Origin of the sequence: Streptomyces sp. NBC_00353 (assembly GCF_036108815.1) — a bacterium.
Classification (GTDB): Bacteria; Actinomycetota; Actinomycetes; order Streptomycetales; family Streptomycetaceae; genus Streptomyces.
On the sequence record NZ_CP107985.1, the window covers coordinates 2,850,947 to 2,877,031 of the forward strand.

The window sequence follows — 26,085 nt, forward strand, 5'->3', positions numbered from 1 at the left end:
GGCCTCGGCGGCGGGAAGAGGGGTTCGACCGGCTCATGCGGGCAGGATAGCGGCGGTACCACCCCCTTCCCCCGGGCTGATGGGTGGGCATCGCCTGGCGCCGCGCCACCACAGCTGGCGGCCGCAGGCGCGTCGGCACGGACCCCGTCAAGCGCCGGTATCTCGTCACGTCGCGTGCTTCGGATGTCGTCAGGGGCGGGTGTCTTCAGGGAGCGCACGGGGAATCTCGCGCTTGAGGATCTTCCCGGTGGCGCCCTTGGGGAGGGCATCGAGGATCCGGACTTCACGGGGGTACTTGTAGGGAGCGACGCGTGCCCGTACGAACTCACGTAGCTCGTCCGCCGTGGCCTCGTTGCCGGGGTGCAGGGCGACGGCGGCGGCGACGTCCTCGCCGAGGGTGGGGTGAGGGATGCCGATCACGGCGGCTTCGGCGACAGCGGGGTGTTCGTGGAGGACCTCTTCGATCTCGCGGGGGTAGACGTTGTAGCCGCCGCGGATGACCAGGTCCTTCTTGCGGTCGACGATGAAGTAGTAGCCGTCCTCGTCGACGGTGGCGAGGTCGCCGGTGCGCAGCCAGCCGTCGACGATGGTCTCGGCGGTGGCCTCGGGGCGGCCCCAGTAGCCCTTCATGATGTTGTGGCCGCGGACGCAGAGTTCGCCGACGCCGTCCTTCGCGTCGATCAGGCACAGCTCGATGCCCTCGATCGGGGTGCCGATGGAACCTGCCTTGCGCGGGCGGTCCGGGTGGTTGAAGGAGGCGACGGGCGAGGTCTCGGACATGCCGAAGCCTTCCAGGACGGGGCAGTCGAAGGCTGCCTCGAACGCGTGCAGGACCTCGACGGGCAGCGAGGCGCCACCGGAGGCGCACAGCCGCAGGGTGGAGGCGTCGTGGGCGCCGGGCTGCTGTGCGTCTGCGGCGAGCATGGCTGCATACATCGTCGGCACGCCCTCGAAGATGGTGACCTGCCGCTGCTGGATGGTCTGCAGGGCCAGGGCGGGGTCGAAGCGGGGCATCAGGGTGAGGCGGGCGCCGCTGGTCACTGCGGCGTTCATGGCGCAGGTCTGGCCGAAGGCGTGGAAGAGCGGCAGGCAGCCCAGCAGGACGTCCTCCGGGCTGAGCCGGAGCAGTGGCGTCGCGATGATCTCGGAGTTGCGGACCAGGTTGGCGTGGGTGAGCTCGGCGCCCTTGGGAACTCCGGTGGTGCCGGAGGTGTAGAGGATGACCGCGGTGTCCTGCTCCTCGCGGCTCCGCTCGGGCGCGGGGAACGGGTGGGCGGCGAGCAACTGGGTGAGCGAGCCGGGCCCGACAGGCACTACGTCGGCGGCAGTGCCCTGGGCCCCGGCAGCGGCCTCCTCCGCGACCGGGGCGAAGGCGAACAGCAGCACCGCGCCCGAGTCGCCCAGGTAGTGGGCGACTTCGCGCGACTTGAGGAGGGGGTTCATCGGGACGACGATGGCGCCGGCGCGCAGCACGCCGTAGTACAGGACCGGGAACTCCAGCAGGTTGGGCAGCATCAGACCGACCCGGTCACCGGGGGTGACACCGCGTGCGGCGAGCAGCGCGGCCACCCGGCCGGCGAGCGTGTGAAGTTCGGTGTAGGTAAGCGAGTGGTCGCCGAGTTCGACGGCGACGCGGTGGCCGTGTGCTGCGGCGGTACGGCTGAGGAGGTCGGCGAGGTTCACCTTCGGCCTCTCGTCTGACGGTGGCGGTTCGGGGGCGGCGGGGTGCGGGCGGTGTCAGCCGCGCAGTGCGGAGGCGAAGATGCCGGGGAGCTTGGCGATCGCCGGTGCGGCGGTGAAGCGGGTGACGCGTTCGATGGTGGTCCGGGCGGTGCGGTTGGTGACGAAATAGGGCGGGCGGGGCGACAGTGACGGGGAACCGGCGAACAGGCCGCGCGGGGCGGGGGCGAAGGGTGCACGCAGCACGGTCTTCTCGATGTCCTCGAGCATGAAGGCGTTGTGGACGAAGCCGATGCCGCTGCCGATGTCCTGGCGGGTGTGGCCGGGGTAGGCGCCCCAGGGCGTGTAGCCGAGCAGGAAACCGATCGCGGACCAGCAGTTGACGCCGAGGGTCCCGTAGCGCAGCCCGGCCACGGCCGCCTCGACCGCAGAGCGGTGGTGCTTCTCGGTCCGGGGGTGGACGATCAGGGTCGCGCCGAGGGTGCCGGGGAGCTTGTCGTTGGCGAAGTCGACGGCGTGGCGCAGGAATTCGGCCGCGGTCGCGCCGGGCAGGCGGACCACGCCAAGTGCGCTGCCGAAGACCTCGTCGGTGATCAGCATGTCGTCGTGGTCGGTGATGTCCGGGACCAGCACGCGGCAGGGGCCGTCGCCGTGGGTCTCGGCCTTGGGGTGTGCCTTGAGGACCGCGCCGAGACGCTGGTCTGCCCCGGGGTAGTAGTCGGTGCGCGGCGGCAGCTCGCGCAGCACCTTCCGGATCTGCTCCAGCAGTCGCTCGGTACCGTCCCACTCCGCCGGCAGGACCAGGATCTGACTGGCGATGCAGTTGTGGCCGGAGTTGTTCATCTTGCTGGTCACGATGTGCTCGGCCTGGAAGCGGAAGTCCGCCTCGCTCCACGGCCCGGGGGCCACGATGCACGGGCTGACCCCGCCCAGCTCACTGCTGAACGGCTTGCCGAGAAGCGGCGTGTCGTCGCGGCGGCGCTGCGCGGCCTGCTCGTCGGTCCCCCACACGATCGCGTCGTGGGTGCGGTCGCTGCCGGTGACATGGATGGCGTCCACGCCGTCGTGCGCGGCGAGATGGCCGCCCTCCGCCGCACCGCCGTCGACGAACCGCAGCCAGCCGTGCTCGACGAACTCGGCGAAGACCAGCTCGAAGTGCCGCCGGAGGTAAGCGTTGACCGGGTTCATCTTCGCAACCACGACCTGGCCCTCGACATACAGCTTGTGCAGGATGTCCAGGGCGGTGATGGCCGCGACATTTCCCGCGCCCAACACCAGGGCGACGGCCGGGCGTCCGGGCCGCCCGCGGTACTCGCCGGCGGCCCGGTCTCGCACCTGCTGCGCGCTGGTGCCAGCGCGCATCCACACCTGGGCGGTGAACCCGTTGAGCAGCAGGGTGTCCCAGCCGGTAGCGGGGAAGACGTCGACCCAGGTGCGGCCGTTCCCCTCGTGCACGGCTCGCGCGTCGACCGGGTCCTTGCCCGCGGCGATCCGGCGCAGCACGTGCAGGTAGGCGCTGACGTTCTGGGCGAGCGCCCACGGGGCGCCGGCCCAGTCCTCGGCCGCCCACGGGGAGTCGGGGCCGTAGCCCTTGGCACGGGCTCCGGCCGCGGCCGTCTCCGCGGCGCCGTCGGCGATTCGCGGCAGCAGCCGCTCCAGCAGCACGATCCGCTCGGCGATCGGGGCCGCGGCCCACGATGCGGAGCCTTCACGCAGCTCGGCGACGGCACGGTCCAGCGGTTCGGTGTCGATGGCAGGGGCGGTCACGGGTCGGCTCCTAGTGCAGCAGGGGTGGTCGGGCGCGTGTCGGTGGGTCAAGCGTCCAGGCGAGCGGTGTGGCGAGCCGGGGCGATCAGGGTGAAGGCCGCGCATGCCCACCAGCAGCAGGACACCGGAGAGCAGAACGGCGCTCTGGTACGACGTCACGCCACAGCTGTCGACCCGTTGTCCGACCACGGCCGAGGCGATCAGGCCCGCGGTGGTGACCACGGCGTTCACGTACCGAAGGCGACGACGGTGAACGCAACGCTGGCGAAGGATCCACCCAGACCGAAACCGGCCACCAGCAGCGCGGTCTTCGCCCCGGCGCCGTCCACCAGGGGCAGGGCCAGGCAGGCGGCCGCACCGAGCAGCAGCAGGCTGCCGCCGACCCGGCCGCGCGCCCAGCGGCTGCTGACTCCGCGGCGTATCAGCCAGTCGGTGAGCCCGGCCTGGACGAGCAGCGCGAGAGCGCCCATCGCCCAGGGCCGGGCCAACGGTGCCAGTGCCGAAGCGACCCGCGCTCGTTCGTCAGTCCAAAATCCGCCTGGCCCGTTGGCCGTTGGAACAACCGTGCGGTGCGGATCAGCGTCTGGGCGTGTTCGTAGGCGGTCATCTATTCCGTAGGCGGGAGAATGCCGAGCTGCCGGGCGAAGTCTGCGCCGTCCCAGTAGATCGCGTTCTGGCGGATGCGCAGCTGGTCGTCCCACTCGGCGACCGAGACTGCCCGCAGCCCTTCAAACCGTCGGCCCGTCGCTTCGATGCCGAGGAAAGGTGCCCCGGTGAAGGTCCCGCTGGCCTGCCACTGGACCGTGGTCCACGAGCCGTCGGACAGGATGCGTTCGGTCTCGACCTCCATGTCGGGGAACGCGGCCAGGAGCTCGGTGAAGAAGCCCACGATCGCGTCCAGGCCGCGGAACTCTCCGACCGCGACGAAAGTGTCTACGGCGTCGGGGCTCCACATCTGCTCGGCGTTATCGAGTTCGTGGCGGCCGATCCGCTCGAACAAGGAGCGTGCCGCCTCCGCGGGTGTGGTGGGCTGGGTGATGCTGCTCGACTCCATCGCCTGCTCCTTCTCACTCTCAATCTCGATCGGGGTCTCTTAGCGCTCACGCGCTCCCGATTTCGTCACGCCGGCAAAGGTGCCAGCGCCGACGTGACCTGCGCTCGTACGGCAGTCCAAAATCCACCCGGCCCGTTGGCCGTTGGATCAATGCGGTGCCGCGGCATGCTCGTGCACAAGCCGGAACAGCTGTCCCCGGAGCGGACATGGGCCGACGTCCTGGCCCTGCGCAACGGCTCCGGTTTCAGGGCGGTCGCCAGGTTCGGGCGCGACTACCAGTGCCGCTCCAATCCCACGGTTCCGGTCACCATCGGCCGGGGCGAGCGCGACCGCGCCCTCCCCCTGCACATGGCTGGCCTGGCCCGCGAGCGGATTCCCCAGGCCGAACACGTGACACTGCCCGGCTGCGGCACATGCCTATGAGTGACGAGCCGGCACTCATCACTTCCGTCATCCTGGACACCATCAACGCAGCAGCAAAGCCGTGACGTCACGCGCCGCCTGATGCCATCACGTCGGCAGGCCCTCCGCGTCCTCGCGGAGGGCCTGCCGACGTGAGGGGTCGCCGAGCAACCCGAGCCGAGGCGTGACTGCGGCCGTGCGGTGCCGGTGAGCCGGCCGCGGTTGGCCTGCCCACCGGCACCGCACGGCCGGCCCGTCACTGCCGGGACATGGCGATCCGCCAGCGCTCCTCGATCGGGATCAGGTGCTCGGGGTTGTCCGCGGCAGCGTCCACGTCTATCTGCACCCACCGGATCTGGCCAGTGAAGTCGTTGCCGCGAGCCGGGTATTCCGGCGTGACGGGCGAGCCCGACTCGCGGCCCACGTTGGTCGTCTCGTCCAGGGAGAACACCATCGCCTGGGTCACCGGCAGCTGCCCGCGGCCCACCTCGGTGCCGTCGACGTGGAGCGTGACGGTGCCGCCCTTGGCCAGCCCGGGGCCGGCGTAGTCGAATTCCATCCGCACCTGGTGCTCGCCGGCCGGGAGCTTGTGGTCCGAGCCGACGTAGAAGTACTTCAGACCCACCAGGTTGTAACAGTAGCGCAGTCGGCCGTCGCGGACGTACAGGCTCCAGCCGCCGGCCATGCCGCCCTGGGACAGGATGACGCCCTCGGCGCCGTCCTCCGGGACCACGACCTGCGCGGTGACGGCGTGGCTCTTGTTCTTGATGTTGATGACCGAACTCTCGTTGAGGTGCCCCATGCCCGGGAAGAGCACTTGGGTGTTGCCGCGGACGAGCTGCGGCCGGCCGGCCAGGTCGGGGTCCAAACGCTCGACGGCCCGGTCGTCCAGCGGCAGCACCCCGTGCTTGGTCGCCTCGATCAGCCACAGCCGCTGCAGTTTGTGGAGCATCTCGGGCTGCTCGGCGGCGAGGTTGCGGGATTGGGTCCAGTCGTCGGGGCCGTACAGTTCCCACACGTCGTCGTCGAAGGCGACCAGCTTGGCTCCCACCATCTCCCACGGCGTGCGGTGTTTGGTGACCGCGGTCCAGCCGCGGTGGTAGATGCCGCGGTTGCCAGTGATCTCGAAGTACTGCGTCTGGCGCCGCTCGGGCGCAGTAGCGTCGCCGAAGGAGTAGCCCATGCTCACGCCTTCGATGGGGGCCTGGGTGACCCCGTGCACCGTGGTGGGCTCGGGCAGCCCGGCGGCCTCCAGAACGGTCGGCGCCACGTCGATGACGTGGGAGAACTGGTCGCGGACCTCGCCCCGGGCGGTGATGCCGGCGGGCCAGTGCACGATGGTGCCGTTGCGGGTGCCGCCCCAGTGCGAGGCCGCCTGCTTGGTCCACTGGTACGGCGTGCACATCGCATGTGCCCAGCCCACCGCGTAGTGGTTGTACGCGGTCGGCGTACCGAACTCGTCCACCTTGGCGCGCAGGAACTCCGTCGACTCCAGCGCGCTGAGGCCGTTGAAGTTGATCGTCTCGTTGAAGCTGCCGTGGTGGGTGCCCTCGGCCGAGGCGCCGTTGTCGCCGATGATGTAGTAGATCAGCGTGTCATCGAGCAGTTCCAGGTCGTCCAGGGTCTGCACCAGCCGCCCGATCTGGGCGTCGGTATGGGCCAGGAACCCGGCGTAGACCTCCATCTGGCGGGTCAGCACCGGCTTGAGGTCGTCGGGCATCTCGTCCCAGTGCGGGATCTCCGCATTGAACGCGGTCAGCTCGGCGTCGGCGGGGATCACCCCGAGCTGCTTCTGCCGCTCGAAGATCTCCTCACGCAACGCGTCCCAGCCGGCGTCGAAGCGGCCCGCGTACCGGTCGGACCACTCCTTGGGGGCATGGTGCGGGGCGTGGGTCGCGCCGGGGGCGAAGTAGAGGAAGAACGGGCGGTCGGGCTGGAGCGCGTGCTGGCGGCGGATCCAGTCCACGCTGCGGTCGGCGAGGTCCTCGGTGAGGTGGTAGCCCTCTTCCGGGGTGCGCTCGGGGTCCACCGGGGTGGTGCCCTCGTACAGCGCGGGGTAGTACTGGTTGGTCTCCCCGCCGAGGAAGCCGTAGAAGTAGTCGAAGCCGCTGCCGGTCGGCCAGCGGTCGAACGGCCCGGCCGGGCTGGTCTCCCACACCGGCACCTCGTGGCACTTGCCGAACTGCGCGGTGGCGTAGCCGTTGAGCCGCAGCGTCTCGGCCAGCGGCGCCTTGGAGTTGGGCCGCATCGTGTTGTATCCCGGCGCGGAGGTCGCCAGCTCGGTGATCGCACCCATGCCGACCGAGTGGTGATTGCGCCCCGTCAGCAGCGCCTGCCGGGTCGGCGAGCACAGCGCGGTGGTGTGGAAGCGGGAGTAGCGCAGCCCGCCGTCGGCCAGTCGCTGCGCCGCGGGGGTGTCGATCGGGCCGCCGAACACGCTGGAGGCGCCGAAGCCCACGTCGTCCAGCAGGATCACCAACACGTTCGGCGCGCCCGCCGGCGGCCGCAGCGGCGTGATCGGCGCGAACGACGTCTCCGGGTCCCGGGCGTCGTACGTGGTCAGCCCCGGCCGGGGCCGATCGGGCATGGGCAGGGCGGTGCGGGGGAGATCGTCATGCGAGGGCACAGGGCCCCTCCTGTCCGGGATTGGTGAAGCGACGGCGACGGCCGTCCGGGCACGCAGTCCCGGTCTCCGGCGCGGTCGTGATGGGTGGGCAGGGACACGGCGGCTCCCGGCGTGCCGCCAGATGAGGCGGGCCGAGCGAGGGGCTCATGTCCCGTGTACGCGTGGGGTCTCGTGCACCGTCCGGTGGGGAGCCGGGCGGCGAGGAGGTCACGGCCGCAGCGAGGCTGTCGGTCCGGCGGTGAGTGCAGCGCTGCCGTGACGGATCACTGCTGCCGCGGCCTGCGGGGTCTTGACGACCCCTGGCGTGGATGGGACTTTAACGGAACTCGCAGTTACGTATCTAGAGGGTCCGCATGTGACCGCAGCAACGGTCGCGTCGCACATCGCCGGCTGAGCCCGGCAGCTCGACACCGCCGCCTGCCGTTGGCAGGAAAGGCAGGCCGCGGCCCGATCCTCGTAACTCCGCAAGCCCCGCACAGCTAGGTGACACCGATGAGTGACGTACCCACCGCGACCACGCCGCCCCTGGGCCACATCCCGCAGAACCAGCCCGACGACATGGTGTGGATTCCCGGTGGCGGGTTCACCATGGGGTCTGACCGCCACTACCCCGAGGAAGCCCCGGCCCACGCCGTGAGCGTCGACGGTTTCTGGATCGACCCGCATCCGGTCACCAACGCCCAGTTCCAGGCGTTCGTCGAGGCCACCGGGTATCGGACGATCGCCGAGCGACCCGTGGACCCGTCCGCGTATCCCGGCGCTGATACGGCCATGCTGGCGCCGGCTTCGGCGGTGTTCACGCCGCCGTCGCATCCGGTGGACCTGAGGTACCCGTACCAGTGGTGGTCGTACGTGCCCGGCGCGAACTGGCGACACCCTGGCGGTCCGGGGACGTCGCGACGCGACCGGCTCGATCATCCGGTGACCCACGTGGCATGGCCGGACGTGCTCGCCTACGCGCAGTGGGCCGGCAAGCAGATCCCCACCGAGGCCGAGTGGGAGTACGCCGCACGCGGCGGCCTGCTGGACAGCGAGTTCGCCTGGGGCGACGAGCTCAACCCGGATGGCCGGTACATGGCCAACACCTGGCAGGGCGAGTTCCCGCACGAGAACCTCGAACTGGACGGCTACGCCGGCACCTCGCCGGTCGGGGCGTTCCCGGCCAACGGCTACGGCCTGTACGACATGATCGGCAACGTGTGGGAGTGGACGTCCGACTGGTACGCGGACCATCGGCGCCTCGCGACCAACGCGCCGACCTGCTGCGGCGCACCGCGGCCACGCTTCAACCCGGTCGGCGGCGCGGAGGCGGACAGCGTCGAACCCGGTCAGGTCCAGCTGCGTATCCCCCGCAAGGTGATGAAGGGCGGCTCGCACCTGTGCGCGCCGAACTACTGCCGCCGCTACCGGCCCGCCGCACGGCTCCCCCAGCCGATCGACACCTCCACCTGCCACCTCGGCTTCCGCTGCATCGTCCGCCCTGCAGCCGGTGCCGCGCAGCAAGGGAGTGTCATGAATCAGCTTGATCGTTGACGCCTGGCCCCGAAGCTGGCGTCGTACATGATCACGCATGTTGGGATCCGCCGCACGGCGTGCCGGCCTTCGCCCGATCCTGTGCTCCGACCAACGCACGCGACCAGGACGAAGACCGTGGGGATGAGCCTGCTGCACGAGGGCGTTGGCCAAGACCGGTTCGCTGAACTCGCACGCTTCCGGGGTGCATTCGACTCCTGCCCGACGCGGCGCGCGGATGCCCTGTCCGAGCTGTCCGACGCCGTGCTGTGCGCGGACGGACCCGTCAGGTCGCTGGTGAAACCGTCTCTGGCGAGCATCGCCGCGACCATGGCTCCGCGCAGTTGTTCCGACGGCCAACGGGCCGGACGGATTTCGGACCTATGTACAAGCGTGGATCACGTCGACGCTGGCACCGTTGTCGGCATGACCGTGCCGGCGCCCCTCACACGCGAAGGGACACCAATCGTGATCGAGAGTGACGCCTCGCATTCCTCCGCATCCAGGAGAGCGGCGGCGGCATGACGGCGGGATTCGTTCGGCTGTTGACCAGGGCGGACATGGGGTCCCGCGCTGGTCGGACAGCCTGACGACCTTTGTCGGTGTCCGCACTGGGGTTACATTCGAAAGGGGCGAGTCGGGTTGAAGATCAAGGACGGCGAGGAGGTCCACGAGGCGGGCCAGCCCCTGTATTGAACGCCCGGACACGCGCCGCATGCGCTCGAGGACGCTGAGTACGTGGACTTCAAGGCGCTTGTCGGCCGAGTTCGCGGCGAACCGCTGCAACGCGACACCAAGGCTTCTCGGCGTTGCGAGCAGTGGTGGAGTGCAGCATCGTTCCGGACGTCCGAGAAGCGTGGCCACGGTCACAGCAGGAGTCGGAGGCGTCGATTGTCAGAGAACCGGTCGGACGCGTTGACTGCCTGGGCAAAGAACTTCGGCAAGACGGCCTCACAGGACACCCTGGTGGACTCCTTCGCAGACCGGATCAACGCCGTCATCCTCAAGCAGATCCCCGAGATCGCCGACGATCCCGTCCTCGTCCAGGACTTGCACTGCAGCACCCGCGCGGAGTGGCGCGAGTTCGTCGCGAGCCTGAGTGAGGACCACCGCCTCGTGCGGCCCGGCCAGGGCGCCGACCTGGCCCGGACCCTGGCCCGGCGTGGCTTGGACCTCGGGATCCTGTTGAAGGTGTACCGGGTCGCCCAGCAGAGCGTCTTCCAGTTCCTCACCGAGGTCATCGACGGGGCGAGTGAAGACGCTCCCGCGCGTGACGAGATCCTCGTCTTCCTTTGGGGTCTCGGCGGGCAGTGGATGGCCGACGCCGTGGAAAGCCTGATCGAGACGTACTACGAGGAGCGACAGCGACTGCGCGACGACGCTGCCATACGCCGCGCCGAGACCATCGAAGCGCTCCTCGGGGACGCGCCACCCAGCGCGGACGACGCGACGCGCCTGCTGGGCCACCCCCTGTCACACTGGCAGACCGCCTACGTCGTCCGGGCCCCCGAGGCCGGCTCGTCCACGACCGAGGCAATGCTGGACGTCGCGAACGCCGTCGCCCAGGCACTCGGCACCTCACGACCGCTGACGATGGTCGCCGGCAGCCGTGACCTGTGGTGCTGGGTCGCCACGCCCCACGAACCCGACCTCGCTCAGTTGCCCGGCCTCGCGTCGGCGCTCCAGCAGGCCGGCATGCAGGCGGCGATCGGCCGGCCTGGTCCGGGGACCCAGGGTTTTCGAACGAGCCACGCGGAAGCCCGTGCCGCCGAGAACCTGGCCCTCAAGGCTGCCCACGGTCGAGCGCTGGTGCGCTATGACGAGGAGGAGTTGCTCATCCTCGTTTCAGCACAGGAAACGCTGATGCGACGGATGGTGGCCCGCGAAGTCGGTCGGCTCTGCGGCGCCGACAAGAACCTCGCCCTGCTCCGCGAGACCGTCCTGGCATACCTGACGACCTTGAGCATCGAGGCGACGGCCGAGCAGCTGTTCGTGCACAAGAACACAGTGCGCTACCGCATCGCCCGGGCCGAGGAGTTGCTCGGGCACCCGCTCTCGCAGCGCTCGACGCAAGTCGAGCTCGCACTGCGATGGGTCTCGCTCTTCGGCGCTCCTTCCGACGCAACCTGATGCGCTGCCGCGGGAGTTGTTCCAGCGGCCAAGGGGCAGTACCTGTTTCGGACTGAGACACGAGCGCACGTGACGTCGGCGCTGGCACCGTTGCGGGCACGACGAAACCCGGACCGGCCGACCGGGTCTTCCTCGTGCAACAACTCCCGACTCGCCACCTGGAACCGTGACTCATGGACTCAGTGATCGCCTCTGTCTTCCTTCCGGTAGCCCTAGCGGTCGTCATGCTCGGCCTCGGACTGTCGTTGACCGCCGAGGACTTCGCCCGCGCCGCCCGCCGGCCGCGCGCGGTGGTGGTGGCACTCACGCTGCAGCTGCTCGTCCTGCCCGCACTGTGCTTCGGGCTGGTCGTGGCGTTCGGCCTCCCCCCGGTGCTGGCGGTCGGGATGATGCTGCTCGCGGCGTCTCCGGGAGGCACCGTCGCCAACCTGTTCAGCCATCTGTTCCACGGCGACGTCGCCCTCAACATCACGCTCACCGCCATCAACTCGGTGATCGCCGTGGTGACCGTCCCGCTGATGACCAACTTCGCCCTGGCGTACTTCGCACCCGACATCGCCGCGGGGCACCTCACGCTGCAGTTCGGCAAGATGCTCCAGGTGTTCGTGATCGTGCTGATTCCCGTGGGGATCGGCATGATCCTGCGTCGATCCCGCCCCGCCTTCGCCGAGCGCATGGACCGTCCGGTGCGGATCGCCTCAACCCTGGTGCTGGCCCTGGCTATCCTCGGCACCGCCTACAACGAGCGGGCCCATGTCCTCGGCTATGTCACCTCGGTAGGCGTGGTGGCGCTGATGTTCTGCCTGGCCAGTCTGACGCTCGGCTTCGTCGTGCCGAGAGCAATGGGGGTGGAGCACCGCCAGGCCGTCGCGGCCGCCTTCGAGATCGGAGCGCACAACGCGGCCCTCGCCATCACCATCGCCGTCAGCGCCCTGAACAGCGTCCCGCTCGCTGTTCCCGCAGCGGTCTACGGACTGGTGATGATCCCCTGCACCGCCGCTGTCGGCCGACTGCTCACCCGCGGCAGCCCGAGGCCGGCGGCCGTCACGTCCGCCCCGGCGGCCGACACTCCCCGCTGAGACGCTGCACCGAGCGGAACCGAAACGCCCGGGGAGACCAACGGTGTGCGTGGCCCTGCCGAAGCGCACCTTCACGCTCCCTTTGCCGAGCGGTTCCACGCGCTGATCGAGATGCAGGCCGCCGACTGTGCCGCACGCGGTCGGGTGCAGCGACCATGCCAGGGCGTCAGCGCCGACCCGGATGGCGCACGACAACAGCCCCGCGCCCCCGCGCCGGCACCTGCCGACCAATGACCGACGCTGCCGTTCCCTGACCGCCTCCGCGGTCTTCCGTGAGGCATGCGCCGTGGCCGCGGCTCCCGCCGTTATGACGGCAGTGGGCGCTCTGGCCGCGGGGTGCAACTGGATCTGCCGATGACTGCCCTGAGCGCGATGCGCGAGGAACTGTGTCATTGGCTCGAAAATGTCTTCGAGAAGGGCTGTCGATGGAAACGCACGTCTCCGAATCCATAGAGATCGCTGTACCGCCGAGCGTCGTCTACACGGCGGTGACGAACGTGGCCGACATGGGCCGCTGGAGCCCCGAATGCACCGGCGCCGACGTCAAGGACAACGGCCTGCAGGAGGTCCGGCCCGGGATGAAGTTCACCGGCCACAACCGCTCCGCCAAGCGCCCCTGGTCGACCCAGTGCACCGTGATGGCAGCGGAGCCAGGCGAGCGGTTCGCCTTCCTCGCCCGTGGCGCAGGGCTACGCGTCGCGATCTGGACCTACCGGTTCGAGCCGCTCGACTTCGGCCAGGCGACCAAGGTCACCGAGACCTGGATCGACCAGCGCGGCTGGTTCATGCACTTCATCAGCCCCAAGGTCAGTGGCATCCGCGACCGGGCCACCCACAACCGCCAGACCATGAAGGTCACCCTCCAGCGCCTCAAGGAGACACTGGAGAAGGAGCACCCGTCCACCTGAGGCCGTCTGCGGTGACACTGGTCCTGTAGGGCCCGATCACTCCAGGGCAGCGAGCGGGAGACGCCTGGATGGAGTCGACCATGAACGCACGGAAGGACACCACAGCGCGCCGGGGCGAGCCGGACACTGACCGCGGCGCTCGGTTGGTGCTGGATGAGCGGGGCCTGATCGCCGAGTGGAATCAGGAGGCACGGGAGCTGCTCGGGTATCCGGCGGAGGAGGTTCTGGGCCGCCCGGTGGCGAGGCTGCTGGCCCGAGAGCAGCCGGCCTCCCCAGCCGCAACAGCGGGAGCGACTGTGACCGCACGCCACCGGGACGGACACCGGCTCGATATCCGCGCCCGGGTGTCTGCCCTGCCGGGCGAGGGCGCGACAGTGCGCTGGTGCGTACTGCTCGACCCAGCAGAGGGAACCGACGCCGAGATGGTCGACGCAGCGCTGCTCACAGCGCTGCTGACCGAGTCCCCCCTCGGGGTGCAGGTCCTGGACCCCGAACTGCGGGTCGTCCGGCTGAACCTTGCCGGGCCGGGACTGCGGGGGGCGGTGAGCCAGGAGGCCATCGGGCGCCGCGCTCGCGAAGTGGCTCCGGGCATGGTCGACGACGAGACGGAGCGCAGACTCCGGTCGGTGGTGGAGACGGGCCGGCCGATGACCTTCGGCCACGTCGGCCGCCCTCCGGCCGACCCCGACCACGATCACTCCTACGACGTGAGCCTCCTGCCCCTGAAGGACCCGACCGGCACCATCCACGGGGTGGTCGTCGCCTCACAGGACGTGACCGAGCGGCAACAGGCACAGGCCCGTCTGAATCTACTGGTGGAGGCGGGCACACGGATAGGCACGACGCTGGACGTGATGACAACGGCCGAGGAACTGGCCGAGGTCGCGGCGCCGGCCCTTGCCGACATCGCGGCGGTGGAGGTCCTCGACGACGTACTCACCGGCGAGGCACCCCCGCCCGGCCCCGTGAGCTCTGAGGCGCTGCTGCGGCGGGCCGGCTTCCGTGCCGCCGCAGGGCTGGACGCGACGCCCGCCTACAGTCCCGGCGAGGTGATCCCCGGCTACCCGCCATCCTTCACCGCGTGCCTGGCCGACCTGCAACCCCGTCTGATTCGGGAACTACGGGTCGACCACGAGTGGCTCGTCCACGACCCCCGCCGCGCAGAGCTGCTCCGCCGGGCCGGCGCGCACTCGACGATGGTGGTACCGCTCACCGCCCGCGGGGTGGTGCTCGGCCTGGCCAGCTTCTACCGAATACAGACACCCGACCCGTTCGAGGAGGACGACCTCGCCCTCGCCGTCGAAATCGGTGCCCGGGCGGCCGTGTGCCTGGACAACGCCCGCCAGTACACCCGCGAGCGTAGCGCCGCCCTCACCCTGCAACGCAGCCTGCTCCCACAGACCGTCCCCGTCCAGAACGCCGTCGAGGTGGCCTGGCGCCACGAGTCCACCCGCGGCAGCGGGGACTGGTTCGACGTCATCCCGCTGTCCGGGGCACGGGTGGCCCTGGTAGTGGGACACCTGGTCGGGCACGGCACGCAAGCAGCAGCAGACATGGGCCGACTGCGCACCGCCATCAACACCCTGGCCACACAGGACCCGACCCCCGACGAACTGCTCGCCCAACTCCACGACCTGGCGTCCGGCCCCACCGGCGAACACGCCCAACTGACCGATGACGACCGTGCCGGCCCACACCTGGCCGGAGTCACCTGCGTGTATGCGATCTACGACCCCATCTCCCGCCGCTGCACCTTCGCCCGGGCCGGCCACCCAGCACCTGTGATCGTCTATCCCAACGGCTCTCTCGAGGTCCCCGACGTCCCGGCCGGTCCACCCCTGGGAAGCGACCATCCGCCGTACGAGACCACCGAGGTGGAACTACCGGTGGGCAGCACCATCGCCCTGTCCACCAGCAGCCTCGCCCCATCCGACCACCCACCCGAGGGATCGGCCCGTCTGCGGCGGATCCTCGGCAACCCCCACCGGTCTCTCAAGGACACCTGCGACGCCATAGTCCGAGAACGCCAAGACCGCGGCGAGGAGAGCACAGTGCTGCTACTGGCACGCACCCAGAGCCTGCGCGCCGACCAGGTCTCGACCTGGACTCTGCCCAACGACCCCGCACTCGTCACCACCGCCCGCACCCTGGCCGTACGCCAACTGGCCCACTGGGACCTCCAGGAACTCGAGTTCCCCACCGAACTGATCGTCAGTGAACTGGTCACCAACGCCATCCGCTACGCCACCGGCCCCATCCAGCTGCGCCTGATCCACGACCTCACCCTCATCTGCGAAGTCACCGACGACAGCAGCACCGCCCCGCACCTGCGCCACGCATACGAAACCGACGAGGGCGGCCGCGGCCTCTTCCTCATCGCCCAACTCACCCGCCGCTGGGGCACCCGCTACACCGCCCGAGGCAAGACCATCTGGGCCGAACAGGCCCTCCCATCGGAACTGTAAATCGCTCCGGTGTAACTCTTGATCAAGGAACCTTGCTGTGCTGCACCTCAGCGACGCTCAGGGGACGATGTGGGTTCTGGCCAACGTCGAGACCGTATTCGTTCCAATGTGGCGCAGATAGCAATGCCCATCCTCTCCATAGAAGGCATCGAAGCCCTCACGGGAAAGCACGTCGTTCAACTGCCGCAAGGCGTTGGGACGATCACGCCCTTCATTGAGGGCATCCGCCGGGTCCATCAAGTGGTCGATCACCCGGCAGAAAGACTCCGAAGGACGCGCGGACCCCTCGTGCGATTCCGCCAAACAGGCACTCGAGAACGCCCGCGACCCAGCGATGCCGAGTAGAGCCGTCGTGCTCCCAGTCCATGTCGAGGTCCCCGAAGAATTCGGTGATGTATCTGCTCGACCGGTAGTGAAAGTACGGAGGCTCGGCATCCCCCTGAGGGGCGTCCGAACCGAGATTTCCGCAAATGAGATCGCCAAGCCTTTCCAGCGTTCTCTTTCTGAACTCCACGACGCCCCTCCCCAGAGCACACGCCCGCAACGACGTGCGATCCATCGCGCTCTGTATCCACAGGAGTCCCAGGGCGGACAGCGACAGCCGAGACCACTCAACGTCAGAAGCCAGCCGTCGTACCGGAGACGCGGGTCGCTGCCCGCGTCGAGAGCGCACCGCCGGCTCAGGAACCGATTGCATCCTCAGACCCGCAGGACGAGACCACGCGGAGGCTGACGTGGCGCTCGTCGCCGCCATGTTGCGGGTCGAGTCCTCCACCCACGGTGCGGACGGGTTCTCAGATCAGCAGGAGACTACCGCCGGAGGCAAGCACTGCCGACCATCCATTCCCCGCGCCATCCCGTGCCTTCGAACCGGGGAGGGGACGCATATGCAGCCGGCCCGAATCAGTACGCGACAGAACCCCCGGCTGGAGCGAGCCAACGGGGGTTCTGCATCGCCCTCTTCTGTCACACGCCGATCACGAACACCATCGACGCACCGGGACCACAAAGCCCCCACCTGTACAAACGGCATCGCCCTGGACCACGTGGACGTCAGAAGACGGTTCTGACTACTTGTGCCAGGTGGTGCCGAGCGAGGGGCCGATGACGAGGACGGGGGCGTCCTGCGGGCCGTCGAACCGGTACTGCAGGGTGTGCATCGGCAGCGCGCGGGACCCCGGCGGGATCGGCCGGGGCTGGACGGACGGCGCCGGCTGCGGGGGCACGGGCTGGGCGGGCTGCACCGGCTGTGCGTGCGACGGCTGCAGCGGTACCTGCCCGGTCTGCGTGGCCGACAGCGGCGGCACCGGCTGCAGGGTGTGCCCGGGCTGCGCGGCCTGCGGTCCCGGGAACGGCTGCAGCGTCTGCGGGCCCTGGAACTGCTGCGCCGCAGGTGCGGACTGCGCGCCGGGCAACGGCTGCGCGGGCTGCGGGGTCTTCGTCTCACTCACATCGCTCACTCGCTCCAGGTTAGTGAGCGGTCGGCCGGCCTCCGGTCAGGGGGTCGCCGCAGAGACGACATATACGACAGGAGATGCCGGATCGGTCATGTCGACGGTGATGTCCTGGGTGGGGCGCGGGTCCTTGTTGGTGTGGGTGGTGCCCGCCCAGTCGACGCCCTGACCGAAGTGCCAGCCCGCGATCTTGGTGTCGCGGGCACCGACGGTGACGTCGCCGTCGGTCAGGGCCGCGCGGCCGGAGCCCAGACGGGACAGGAAGCGGTCGAGTCCGGAGGACGACGTGCGGAACTGCACGTACATCCGGCTGGCCTTCCAGTTGTTCGTCTCGTAGTACTGGACGTCCACCGCGTCGCCAGGGATCGGCACCTCGAAGATCCGGCGCTGCATCCGGGACGGCCAGCCCTCGCGGAGCCCCTGCGCGGAGGCCTCGGCCTCCTTGTCCTGCCCGGAGCGGCGGCTCTGGCCGGCGGAGATCAGCAGATAGCCGGCCGGGACGCCGATCAGCAGGACGATGATGGTCGCCGTGATCAGGCGTCGCCGGATCATCCGGCGCCGGTCCTCCGGGGGCCGTCCGCCGCCCTCGTCGGGCGGCGAGGACTGGCGCGGCAGGACGGGATGCTCTGCTGTGGTCATGTTCTGGGGATCCCTAGGAGGTGCGGGTGTTGCGGGTCGACCGGATGGTGCTCGCGGCCTGGTCGTAGATCTGCGCGTACCGCTCGTACCGCTCGACACGACGGCGGTTGGTGCGGCGGAACCGGCGGGCGACCAGCCGGGCCAGGTCCGCGGCGCCGACCATACCTGCCTCCGGGCCCAGCTCCGCCTTCGCGATCCGGGCCTCGGGCCGGTAGCCACGGCCGGTGAGGTGGCGCTTGAAGGCATCCCTGGCGGGACCGATCAGCAGGTCGTCGGCGGCGCTGACACCGCCTCCGATGACGAAGCAGGAGGGGTCGAGCGCGGCAGCCAGATTGGCGATGCCGACACCGAGCCACTGGCCGATGTCCTGGAGGAGCTCGATGCACATCGCATCGCCCTCGCGGGCCAGTTCGGTGATGAGCGGCCCGGTGATCTCGGGGATGTTCCCCTTGACCCGCTCGATGATGCCGTGGGCGACGGGCGAATCGGCGGCGGCCAGCTCCCTGGCCTCGCGGACGAGGGCGTTGCCGGAGCTGTACTGCTCCCAGCAGCCGCGGTTGCCGCACGGACAGCGGTGCCCGCCGGGCACCACCTGCATGTGGCCGAACTCACCGGCGACCCCGTACTTGCCACGCTTGACCTGACCGTCCTCCAGAATCGCGCCGCCGATGCCGGTACCGAGCGTGATCATGACGAGATGGTCCTCGCCGCGGCCCGCGCCGAACCGCCACTCCGCCCACGCCGCGGTGTTCGCGTCGTTGTCCACCATGACGGGGACGACCAGGCGGGAGGCGAGTGCGTCCCGGAGGGGTTCGTCGCGCCAGGCGAGGTGCGGCGCGAACAGCACCTTGGAGCGATCGGCGTCGACCCAGCCCGCCGCGCCGATGCCGACGGCGTGCACATCGTGCCGGTCGGAGAGGTCGAGGACCAGCTCGACGATGGTGTCCTCGACGACCTTGGGGCTCTTGGACTTGTCCGGCGTCTCGGTGCGCAGCTGCTCCAGGATGTTGCCGTCGGCGTCGACGACGCCGGCCATCACCTTCGTACCCCCGATGTCGATGCCGACAGTGGGTACCCGTGGCGCCGTGAGATGCGAGCGCCGCTCGCGGGTGCCGACGGTCCGCAGGACGGTGGCGCGGGCGGAGCCGCGGTGTGTGAAGTCGCGGTACGTGCTCATCGTCCCTGCATTGTCTGGGGGGACCGGGTGGTGACAGCTCCCGGCGGCGGACGGCGCCCGTCGGGCTCGATTCTGCCACTGCCGGAGCGTCGGGGCGGGCGGTCGGGGTCCGCGGCGCCCCGCCCGCGCCCTCTCCTACGGGGTGTCGCCGGTGACCGGATGGCCGCCCAGGTGGGTCGGCGAGGGGGCCCGCTCGAGCTCGTGGCTGAGCTCCTCGAGCTCGCTGCCACCGGCCATCTGGCGGGTCAGCTCGTCCAGGGTGATGGAGCCCTTGGTGTGGCTGCCGGACATGGCGCCCCGCTTGAGCAGCACGAACCGGTCGCCGACCAGATAGGCGTGGTGCGGGTTGTGCGTGATGAGAACCACGCCGAGCCCGGCGTCCCGGGCGGCCGCCACGTACTTGAGCACGACCCCGGACTGCTTGACGCCGAGCGCCGCGGTGGGCTCGTCCAGGACGAGGACCTTGGCGCCGAAGTAGACGGCCCGCGCGATGGCGACGCACTGGCGCTCGCCGCCGGACAGGGTGCCGATCGGCTGGTCGACGTCGCGCAGGTCGATGCCCATGCGCAGCAGTTCGGAGCGGGTCGTCTCGCGCATCATCCGGACGTCGAGCCGCTTGAACGGGCCGACGCCCGTCGTCGGCTCGGAGCCGAGGAAGAAGTTTCGCCAGACGGGCATCAGCGGAACGACGGCCAGGTCCTGGTAGACCGTGGCGATGCCCCGGTCCAGGGCCTCGCGCGGGTTGGCCAGAGCGGTCTCCTCGCCGTCGACCAGGAACCGGCCTGCGTCGTGCCGGTGCAGCCCTGCGATGATCTTGATGAGGGTGGACTTGCCGGCGCCGTTGTCGCCGAGGACGCAGGAGATCTCGCCCGCGTGGACCTCCAGCGAGACGTCCTGGAGCGCCTTGATGTTCCCGTAGAACTTGCTGACGTGGTCCAGCTCGATCAGCGCCCGGGGGGCCGCGGTCGTCATTTCGTCGCCTCCGCGCGCTTGCGTACCCATGCGTTGAGCAGGGTGGCCAGGAGCAGCATGGCTCCGAGGAAGAACTTGAACCAGTCCGGGTTCCACTCCGCGTACACGATGCCCTTGCTGGTCATGCCGAAGATGAAAGCGCCGATCGCCGAGCCGATCGCGGAGCCGTAGCCGCCGGTGATCAGACAGCCGCCGATGACGGCCGCGATGATGTACGTCAGCTCGTTGCCGACGCCCTCGCCGGACTGCACCACATCGAACGAGAACAGCAGGTGCTGCCCGGAGACCCAGGCGGCGAAGGCGACCCCGAGGTAGAGCCCGACCTTGGTGCGGATCACCGGGACACCGACGGCGCGGGCCGCGTCGGCCTCGCCGCCCACCGCGAAGATCCAGTTGCCGAAGCGGGTACGGAGCAGGATCCAGGTGGCGACCGCGACGAGCACCGCCCACCAGAGAATGGTGATCTTGAGCTCGACCCCGCCGACGGTCCACTGCGAGGCGAAGACCTTGCGGGCCGAGTCGAAGCCCTCCATGTCGGCGATGGACTTCGTCGACACGGTTCCGCTGATCAGCTTGGTGAAGCCGAGATTGAGACCGGTCAGCATCAGGAACGTACCGAGCGTGATGATGAAGCTCGGCAGTTTGGTGCGCGTCAGCATGAGCCCGTTGAACGCGCCGACGGCCAGCGTCACCAGCAGCGACACGAAGACGCCGACCCAGACGTTGGCCGTCATCTGGTAGCTGAACATCGACGAGACCAGTGCGGAACTGGTGACCATGACACCGGCGGACAGGTCGAACTCACCGCCGATCATCAGCAGCGCCACCGGCGCCGCCATGATCCCGATGGTGGACGCCGCGTACAGCACCGTGCCGAAGCTGGAGGCGCGCAGGAAGCTGTCGGCGACGATCGAGAAGAAGATGAAGACGGCCGCGGCGCCAACGACCGAACCGAGTTCGGGACGGCCGAGCAGCCTGCGCAGCGCCGAGGTGTGCAGCAGCCGCTCGTCGGATCCGGCCGCCGGGGCCGGTGGTTGCTCCGTCGTGGTCATCGGGTCCCCCGCTTCGTGTACTCCGCCAGCTCGGCGGCGTCCTTCGAGGTGATGATCTGCGGGCCGGTGAGGACGGGGCGCCCACCACCGAGCACATTGCGGTTGTAGCGGTAGAGCCAGAGCAGGTCGACGGCCTCGTACCCCTGGAGGTACGGCTGCTGGTCGACGGCGAAGCCCAGGGTCTTGTCCTGCAGCGCGGTGGCGACCTTCGCGTTCAGGTCGAACGTGTCGATCTCGGCCTTGGAACCCGCGGTCCGCTTCGCCTTCACGGCGGCGTCCGCGAACGGCGCGCCGAGCGTGACGACCGCGTCGATGCTCTTGTCCGCCTGGAGCTTCGCCTCGATGGACGCCTGGACGTCGGGCATGTTGGTGCCCTCGACGTACAGGTTCTGCATCTGCCCGTCGAACGCCTTCTTCGCCCCGGCGCAGCGCTGCTCGTGGCCGACGTTGCCCTGCTCGTGCAGGATGCACAGGGCCTTCTTGCGGCCGCGCGCGTTGAGCTCGTCGCCGACGGCCTCGCCGGCGATGGACTCGTCCTGGCCGATGTGGGTGAGCGCGCCGAACGCCTTGGACTCCGCGGAGCCCGAGTTCACCGTGATCACCGGGATCCCGGCCCTGGTGGCCTTGGCGACGACTTCCTTCATCGCGTCGGGCTTGGCGAGCGAGACGATCAGCCCGTCGATCTTCTGGTCGATCGCGGCCTGGACGAGCTGGGCCTGCTGCTGTGCCTCGTCGTTGTGCGAGTACAGGAACTTGATGTTGTCCTTGACGGCCGCCTGCTCGGCGCCCCGCTGGACGATGTCCCAGAAGGTGTCGCCGTCGCCCGAGTGCGTGACCATGGTGAAGGTCCAGCGGGGTGTGTTCACCGCGGACCGGCCCTCGGCGGCGGCCCGGGCCGCGCGCTCCTCCGCCCGCTTGCCACCGGTGCTGCTGCATCCCACGAGGGATGCCCCGAGCACCGCCGCCAGCACGGCACCCATCGCACGTACCCCTGTCCGAACCCTTGCCACGACGCCGTGCCCTTCTTGTGCTGCTCGCTGTACCGCTTGGTGCCGCCTGGGGGTATTGCCTCCCGGTCCGGCTGGCCAAGTATCCCCGAGCCCGGGTCGGCGCCGCCCGGCAGGGGCGGGGCGTGTGTGTCGGAAGGGGGTGTGAGCGGTGGCGCGTGCGGCGGTCATCGGGTGCCGCGCGCGGTGTACTCCTCCAGCTGCGGGACGTCGTCGGCGGTGACGATCGCCGGGCCGGTGAGCACCGGTTTGCCGCCGCCGATGACATTGCCGTTGGTCTTGTTGAGCCACAGTTCGTCGACGGCGAGATAGCCCTGGAGGTACGGCTGCTGGTCGACGGCGAAGCCGACCTCCGCGGCCTTGAGGCTTTTGACGACCTCGGCGTTCAGATCGAATGTGTCGACCTCGGCCTTGGAGCCGGAGCCCTCCTTGGCCTTGACGGAGGCGGCGGCGAACGGCGCGCCGAGGGTGACGATCGTGTCGATGCCGTGGTCGGCCTGGAGCTTCGCCTCGATGGACGAGGTGGAGGCGGGCATGTTGGTGCCCTCGACGTTGAGGTTCTCGACCGCGCCCTTGAACGTCTTCTTCACCCCGGCGCACCGCTCCTCGAGCGACACATTGCCCTGCTCGTGGATGACGCAGACGGCCTTCTTGCGGCCGCGCTTGTTGAGTTCCTCGCCGACGGCCTCACCGGCGACCTTCTCGTCCTGTCCGATGTGGCCGAGCGCGCCGACCTCCGCGGAGAACTGCGCGCCCGAGTTGATCGTGACGACGGGGATACCGGCCTTCACCGCCTTGGCGACGACCTCCTTGACGGCTTCCGGTTTGGCGAGCGTGACGACGATGCCGTCGACCTTCTGGTCGATGGCGGCCTGGACGAGCTGGGCCTGCTCCTTGCCCTCCTTGTCGGCGGAGTACAGGAACTCGACGTTGTCCTTGGCCGCGGCCTGCTTCGCACCGCTGCGGACGATGTCCCAGAAGGTGTCGCCCTCCCCCGCGTGCGTGACCATGGCGATCTTCATCCGGGGTGTGGAGACGCCCTCGACGCCCTGCCCGCTGCCGCTCCCGGACTTGTCCTCCGAGCTCTTGCCGCCGGAGCTGCTGCATCCGGTTAAGGCGGTGACCGCGAGGCCGATGGTGCATATGGCGATCAGGGTTGCTGTCCTGCGAGGGGTACGCATGGTGGGTCCGCCTTCTCTCCCGGCCGCCCGAGTGCGGCTTGGGGAGTTCTAGCGGGGTGCGTCGGCGTCGTCAACGGGGCCGCCGGAGCGCACGTCAGCGTACGAGGAGCTGGAAGTCGAAGGCGTAGCGCGAGGCCCGGTAGACATGGGAGGCGAATTCGACCGCCCGCCCGGTGTCGTCGTACGTGGTGCGCTCCATCGTCAGCAGCGGCGCGCCCTCGGGCTCGGCGAGCTGGGCGGCCTCCTCGGCCGTGGCGAGGCGGGCGCCGACGCTCTGGCGCGCGCTGTGCAGGGTGATGCCGGCGGCCCGCATGATCCGGTAGAGACCGGTGGCCTCCAGTCGTTCGGTGCCCAGGTCGACCAGGCCGGCCGGCACGTGGTTGCGCAGCAGGGCCATCGGTTCGTCGTGCGCGGACCGCAGCCGCTCCACGAGGTGGACGTCGGTGCCTTCCGGGACACCGAGGGCGGCGGCGATCCTGGCAGTGGCGGGCTCGATCCGGTTGCCCAGGACCCGGGTGGCGGGGCGCTGGCCGGCCGCCTCCAGATCGTCGTACAGGCTGCTCAGTTCGAGGGGCCGCTTGACCTGGCTGTGGACGACCTGGGTGCCCACCCCGCGGCGACGGACCATCAGGCCCTTGTCGACGAGCGACTGAATGGCCTGGCGGACGGTGGGCCGCGACAGGCCGAGCCGGGCCGCGAGCTCGATCTCGTTGCCGAGAAGACTGCCGGGGGCGAGCCGGCCCTGCTCGATCGCCGCCTCCAACTGCTGGGACAGCTGGTAGTAGAGCGGGACCGGGCTGCTGCGGTCCACACCGAGTTCGAGGGCGACGGGGTCGGCGACGGGTTTGGGCACGGCAGGAGCGTAGCCCTCATGTCAGGACCACCGGTAGTCAGGTCGTCCCGTTGTCCGGTTGTCCTGACAACCCGCTGCCCAGAAGATGCGACGGGTCGGGGGCCACCCGGTCGCGGGCGGGTCGGCGGGCGACCTGGGCGGGGTGATCGTAGTCTGCGGGTGGGGTGCTCAGGGGGCGCGCCACCGGTGCCGTACGACGCGTCGACGTGAGGGAGAGCAGATGTCCAAGCCACCGTTGCCGGACGAAGCCGTGGCCATGCTGAAGAAGGCGAACCCGGCCGTCATCACCACGCTCCGCCCGGACGGCCAGCCGGTGTCCACCCCGACCTGGTACCTCTGGGACGACGGCCGGATCCTGGTGAACATGGACGAGGGGCGCAAGCGGCTGGAACACATCCGCAACGACCCGCGCGTCACTCTCACCGTGCTGGACGGGGCGGGCTGGTACACGCACATCAGCGTCATCGGCCGCGTCGCCGAGACACGCCCGGACGAGGGCCTCGCCGACATCGACAAGCTGGCCCGCCAGTACATGGGCAACGACTACCCCATGCGGGACCGCGACCGGGTGAGCGCCTGGATCGAGATCGACCGCTGGCACGGCTGGGGCACCCTCAAGGACAACAGCCAACCGGGCTGACCACCCGCCGGGGCACCGGCCCCGCCGCGGCCGGCCGGCCGGCCGGGAAGCGAAGGCCCGCGGGCCTTCGCACACGTGCCGGTCGGCTGCCGCGGACCGGTTCAGACCCGGAACGCCTGCCGTACCGAGCCGCCGACGACGGCGCACCACGTGCTCGTCCCGACCTTGCCGTCGGGAACGAGGCCGTGCAGTCGCTGAAGGTCCTGGACGGCTTTCATGGTCGCGTTGTCGTACGTGCCCGTCGGTGCGGCATCGGCGTATCCCTTGCGGACGAGCATCTCCTGAAGGGCCACGACGGGCAGGCCGGTGGCGTGCTTGCCGAGGGTGGGTACGAGCGCCTCCCAGGTGGCACGGTCGAAGGTGCAGTCCGGGTCGACCGGAATGCCGTTCCTCGCCTGGAAGTCGTTCACGACCGGGTTCATGTCCTGGCCGAAGACGCCGTCGGCGGCCAGTTCGTATCCGAGGTCGGCGAGCAGGTACTGCGCCACCTTGACGACGGGGCCGCCGACGAACCGCCAGATGTCCGGCCACCGGCGCTCCGGTATCGCGCCGACCGGTGTGCCCAGCGCCTTGAGGACGCGCGAGCGGATCATCGGGAACTGCGCGTAGAAGGCGATGCCCGGGCAGTCGGTGTCGCGGAAGTCCCAGTGGCCGAAGACGTCCCAGGCGTTCAGGTCGAACTTGCGGCACACGGCGGTGCACAGCTCGACCAGCGAGTCGAGGAGGGCCTCGGGAGGGGTCTCCGTGATGTAGGTGCCCTCGTTCTCGATCCCGATCGCATTGCCGTTCTCGCCGGGACAGTGGGCGGCGGTCACCTGGTGCTCCCCGGCTTCCAGGGTCTCCAGGCTCCGGTGACGGCCCTCCAGGACGTAGCCGCCCCGGCTCACGGTGAAGTGCTGGCCGGTGTCCGCCCAGCCGTTGGTGTCCATGTGCAGGTCCTGGCAGTCCTTGGCCAGCTGGACGGCGTGCTCGCGCGAGTAGTCGGTGACGTTCGGGAACGCCATGTGGTGCAGGATGATCTTGTTGGTGGTGTTGCCGGTGATCTGGATGGTGCCGGCCGGCGGCCTGGCGCCCCAGCTGTCGCAGTCGATGATCCAGGGGAATTCCGCCGAGGGCGCCGCCTGGGCCGCGGCGGGGAGCGCCAGTTCGGTGCCGACGACCGCGGCGACCGCTCCCCCGAGGCCGAATCTGAACAGCGTACGGCGGTCGACTTCGTGCTCGCGCATGGACATGCAGTCCCCCCAGGGGTCACGGCAGCCTCTTCCGGCTGCCGACGGCAACGGGAGATTATGTGGCCCACACACGCAAAACCAGTCTTTCCGAAGATCGTTACGAGTCCCGCGGGGGCAGGACGGGGCGAATGGGAGCAAGTCACCGGTCGCCGCACCCTCTCCTTTCCGAACCCGCGGCATTCACGACGATGTGACGGTCCGTCAGGCCACCTGGACATGACCACGTCGCCGGAGGGCCGGGCGCTGAACAACGAG

Annotated in this window: 22 protein-coding genes and 1 pseudogene; 8 read left to right on the plus strand and 15 right to left on the minus strand. The window is 69.7% G+C overall.

Annotation, left to right across the window (positions count from 1 at the left end; translation table 11 throughout):
• Positions 1-189 precede the first annotated feature (189 nt).
• The 4 genes from OHA88_RS13075 to OHA88_RS13090 form a co-directional block, all read right to left on the minus strand.
• On the minus strand, positions 190-1,683 hold the full coding sequence (locus OHA88_RS13075) for a long-chain-fatty-acid--CoA ligase (RefSeq protein WP_168500138.1): 1,494 nt from the start codon (positions 1,681-1,683) through the stop codon (positions 190-192).
• A 54-nt stretch (positions 1,684-1,737) separates the two neighbouring features.
• Entirely contained in the window at positions 1,738-3,447 is a 1,710-nt protein-coding gene (locus tag OHA88_RS13080) for an aldehyde dehydrogenase family protein (protein ID WP_328625651.1), read from the minus strand.
• A 227-nt stretch (positions 3,448-3,674) separates the two neighbouring features.
• Positions 3,675-3,935, minus strand: a complete 261-nt coding sequence (locus OHA88_RS13085) for a hypothetical protein (protein WP_143656147.1) — start codon at positions 3,933-3,935, stop codon at positions 3,675-3,677.
• Between the two features lie 119 nt (positions 3,936-4,054).
• A complete protein-coding gene (locus OHA88_RS13090; RefSeq protein WP_143656146.1) occupies positions 4,055-4,501 on the minus strand; it encodes an ester cyclase in 447 nt (148 codons plus the stop codon).
• Positions 4,502-4,666: 165 nt separating this feature from the next.
• Here OHA88_RS13090 and OHA88_RS13095 point away from each other — a divergent pair, with 165 nt between their 5' ends.
• Positions 4,667-4,924 (plus strand): alpha/beta fold hydrolase, encoded by a 258-nt coding sequence (locus OHA88_RS13095; RefSeq protein WP_143656145.1) that lies wholly within the window; start codon positions 4,667-4,669, stop codon positions 4,922-4,924.
• 235 nt (positions 4,925-5,159) lie between these two features.
• On the opposite strand, the gene OHA88_RS13100 is transcribed toward OHA88_RS13095, so the two are convergent.
• Positions 5,160-7,529, minus strand: coding sequence for an arylsulfatase (locus OHA88_RS13100; RefSeq protein WP_328625652.1), 2,370 nt, complete (start codon positions 7,527-7,529; stop codon positions 5,160-5,162).
• Positions 7,530-8,021: 492 nt separating this feature from the next.
• On the opposite strand from OHA88_RS13100, the gene OHA88_RS13105 reads away from it, so the two are divergent.
• The 6 genes and pseudogenes from OHA88_RS13105 (at position 8,022) to OHA88_RS13130 (ending at position 15,623) form a co-directional block, all read left to right on the plus strand.
• Complete coding sequence (locus OHA88_RS13105; protein WP_328625653.1) at positions 8,022-9,062, plus strand: formylglycine-generating enzyme family protein; 1,041 nt, start codon at positions 8,022-8,024, stop codon at positions 9,060-9,062.
• Between the two features lie 123 nt (positions 9,063-9,185).
• Positions 9,186-9,376: pseudogene (locus tag OHA88_RS13110) on the plus strand (NF041680 family putative transposase); the annotation flags it as partial.
• 556 nt (positions 9,377-9,932) lie between these two features.
• Positions 9,933-11,171, plus strand: a complete 1,239-nt coding sequence (locus OHA88_RS13115; protein ID WP_328625654.1) for a PucR family transcriptional regulator — start codon at positions 9,933-9,935, stop codon at positions 11,169-11,171.
• Positions 11,172-11,344: 173 nt separating this feature from the next.
• Entirely contained in the window at positions 11,345-12,250 is a 906-nt protein-coding gene (locus tag OHA88_RS13120; protein ID WP_328625655.1) for a bile acid:sodium symporter family protein, read from the plus strand.
• Positions 12,251-12,675: 425 nt separating this feature from the next.
• Entirely contained in the window at positions 12,676-13,158 is a 483-nt protein-coding gene (locus OHA88_RS13125) for an SRPBCC family protein (protein WP_328625656.1), read from the plus strand.
• 80 nt (positions 13,159-13,238) lie between these two features.
• Positions 13,239-15,623: a SpoIIE family protein phosphatase gene (locus OHA88_RS13130; RefSeq protein ID WP_328625657.1), complete on the plus strand. Its 2,385-nt coding sequence runs from the start codon at positions 13,239-13,241 to the stop codon at positions 15,621-15,623.
• Positions 15,624-15,680: 57 nt separating this feature from the next.
• On the opposite strand, the gene OHA88_RS13135 is transcribed toward OHA88_RS13130, so the two are convergent.
• The 9 genes from OHA88_RS13135 to OHA88_RS13175 all read right to left on the minus strand — a co-directional run bounded on the left by OHA88_RS13135 (position 15,681) and on the right by OHA88_RS13175 (position 23,958).
• Positions 15,681-15,875: a hypothetical protein gene (locus tag OHA88_RS13135; protein ID WP_168500122.1), complete on the minus strand. Its 195-nt coding sequence runs from the start codon at positions 15,873-15,875 to the stop codon at positions 15,681-15,683.
• 818 nt (positions 15,876-16,693) lie between these two features.
• A complete protein-coding gene (locus tag OHA88_RS13140; RefSeq protein ID WP_328625658.1) occupies positions 16,694-17,083 on the minus strand; it encodes a hypothetical protein in 390 nt (129 codons plus the stop codon).
• 36 nt (positions 17,084-17,119) lie between these two features.
• Positions 17,120-17,716 (minus strand): hypothetical protein, encoded by a 597-nt coding sequence (locus OHA88_RS13145; protein ID WP_328625659.1) that lies wholly within the window; start codon positions 17,714-17,716, stop codon positions 17,120-17,122.
• A gap of 13 nt (positions 17,717-17,729) precedes the next feature.
• A complete protein-coding gene (locus tag OHA88_RS13150) occupies positions 17,730-18,893 on the minus strand; it encodes an ROK family glucokinase (protein ID WP_030916796.1) in 1,164 nt (387 codons plus the stop codon).
• Positions 18,894-19,028: 135 nt separating this feature from the next.
• Positions 19,029-19,895 (minus strand): ATP-binding cassette domain-containing protein, encoded by an 867-nt coding sequence (locus OHA88_RS13155; RefSeq protein WP_443044218.1) that lies wholly within the window; start codon positions 19,893-19,895, stop codon positions 19,029-19,031.
• Positions 19,862-20,917 carry an ABC transporter permease gene (locus OHA88_RS13160; protein ID WP_328625661.1) on the minus strand — a complete coding sequence of 352 codons (1,056 nt, stop codon included), beginning with the start codon at positions 20,915-20,917 and terminating at the stop codon, positions 19,862-19,864. Before OHA88_RS13160 ends, OHA88_RS13155 begins: the two co-directional genes overlap by 34 nt.
• Entirely contained in the window at positions 20,914-21,927 is a 1,014-nt protein-coding gene (locus OHA88_RS13165; protein WP_443044219.1) for a sugar ABC transporter substrate-binding protein, read from the minus strand. Before OHA88_RS13165 ends, OHA88_RS13160 begins: the two co-directional genes overlap by 4 nt.
• 164 nt (positions 21,928-22,091) lie before the next feature.
• Positions 22,092-23,105, minus strand: coding sequence for a sugar ABC transporter substrate-binding protein (locus OHA88_RS13170; protein ID WP_328625663.1), 1,014 nt, complete (start codon positions 23,103-23,105; stop codon positions 22,092-22,094).
• A 94-nt stretch (positions 23,106-23,199) separates the two neighbouring features.
• Positions 23,200-23,958, minus strand: a complete 759-nt coding sequence (locus tag OHA88_RS13175) for a GntR family transcriptional regulator (RefSeq protein WP_328625664.1) — start codon at positions 23,956-23,958, stop codon at positions 23,200-23,202.
• A gap of 220 nt (positions 23,959-24,178) precedes the next feature.
• On the opposite strand from OHA88_RS13175, the gene OHA88_RS13180 reads away from it, so the two are divergent.
• A complete protein-coding gene (locus OHA88_RS13180; RefSeq protein WP_328625665.1) occupies positions 24,179-24,598 on the plus strand; it encodes a PPOX class F420-dependent oxidoreductase in 420 nt (139 codons plus the stop codon).
• Between the two features lie 101 nt (positions 24,599-24,699).
• Here OHA88_RS13180 and OHA88_RS13185 read toward each other — a convergent pair whose 3' ends face one another.
• Complete coding sequence (locus tag OHA88_RS13185) at positions 24,700-25,824, minus strand: peptidoglycan recognition protein family protein (protein WP_328625666.1); 1,125 nt, start codon at positions 25,822-25,824, stop codon at positions 24,700-24,702.
• Between the last annotated feature and the right edge of the window lie 261 nt (positions 25,825-26,085).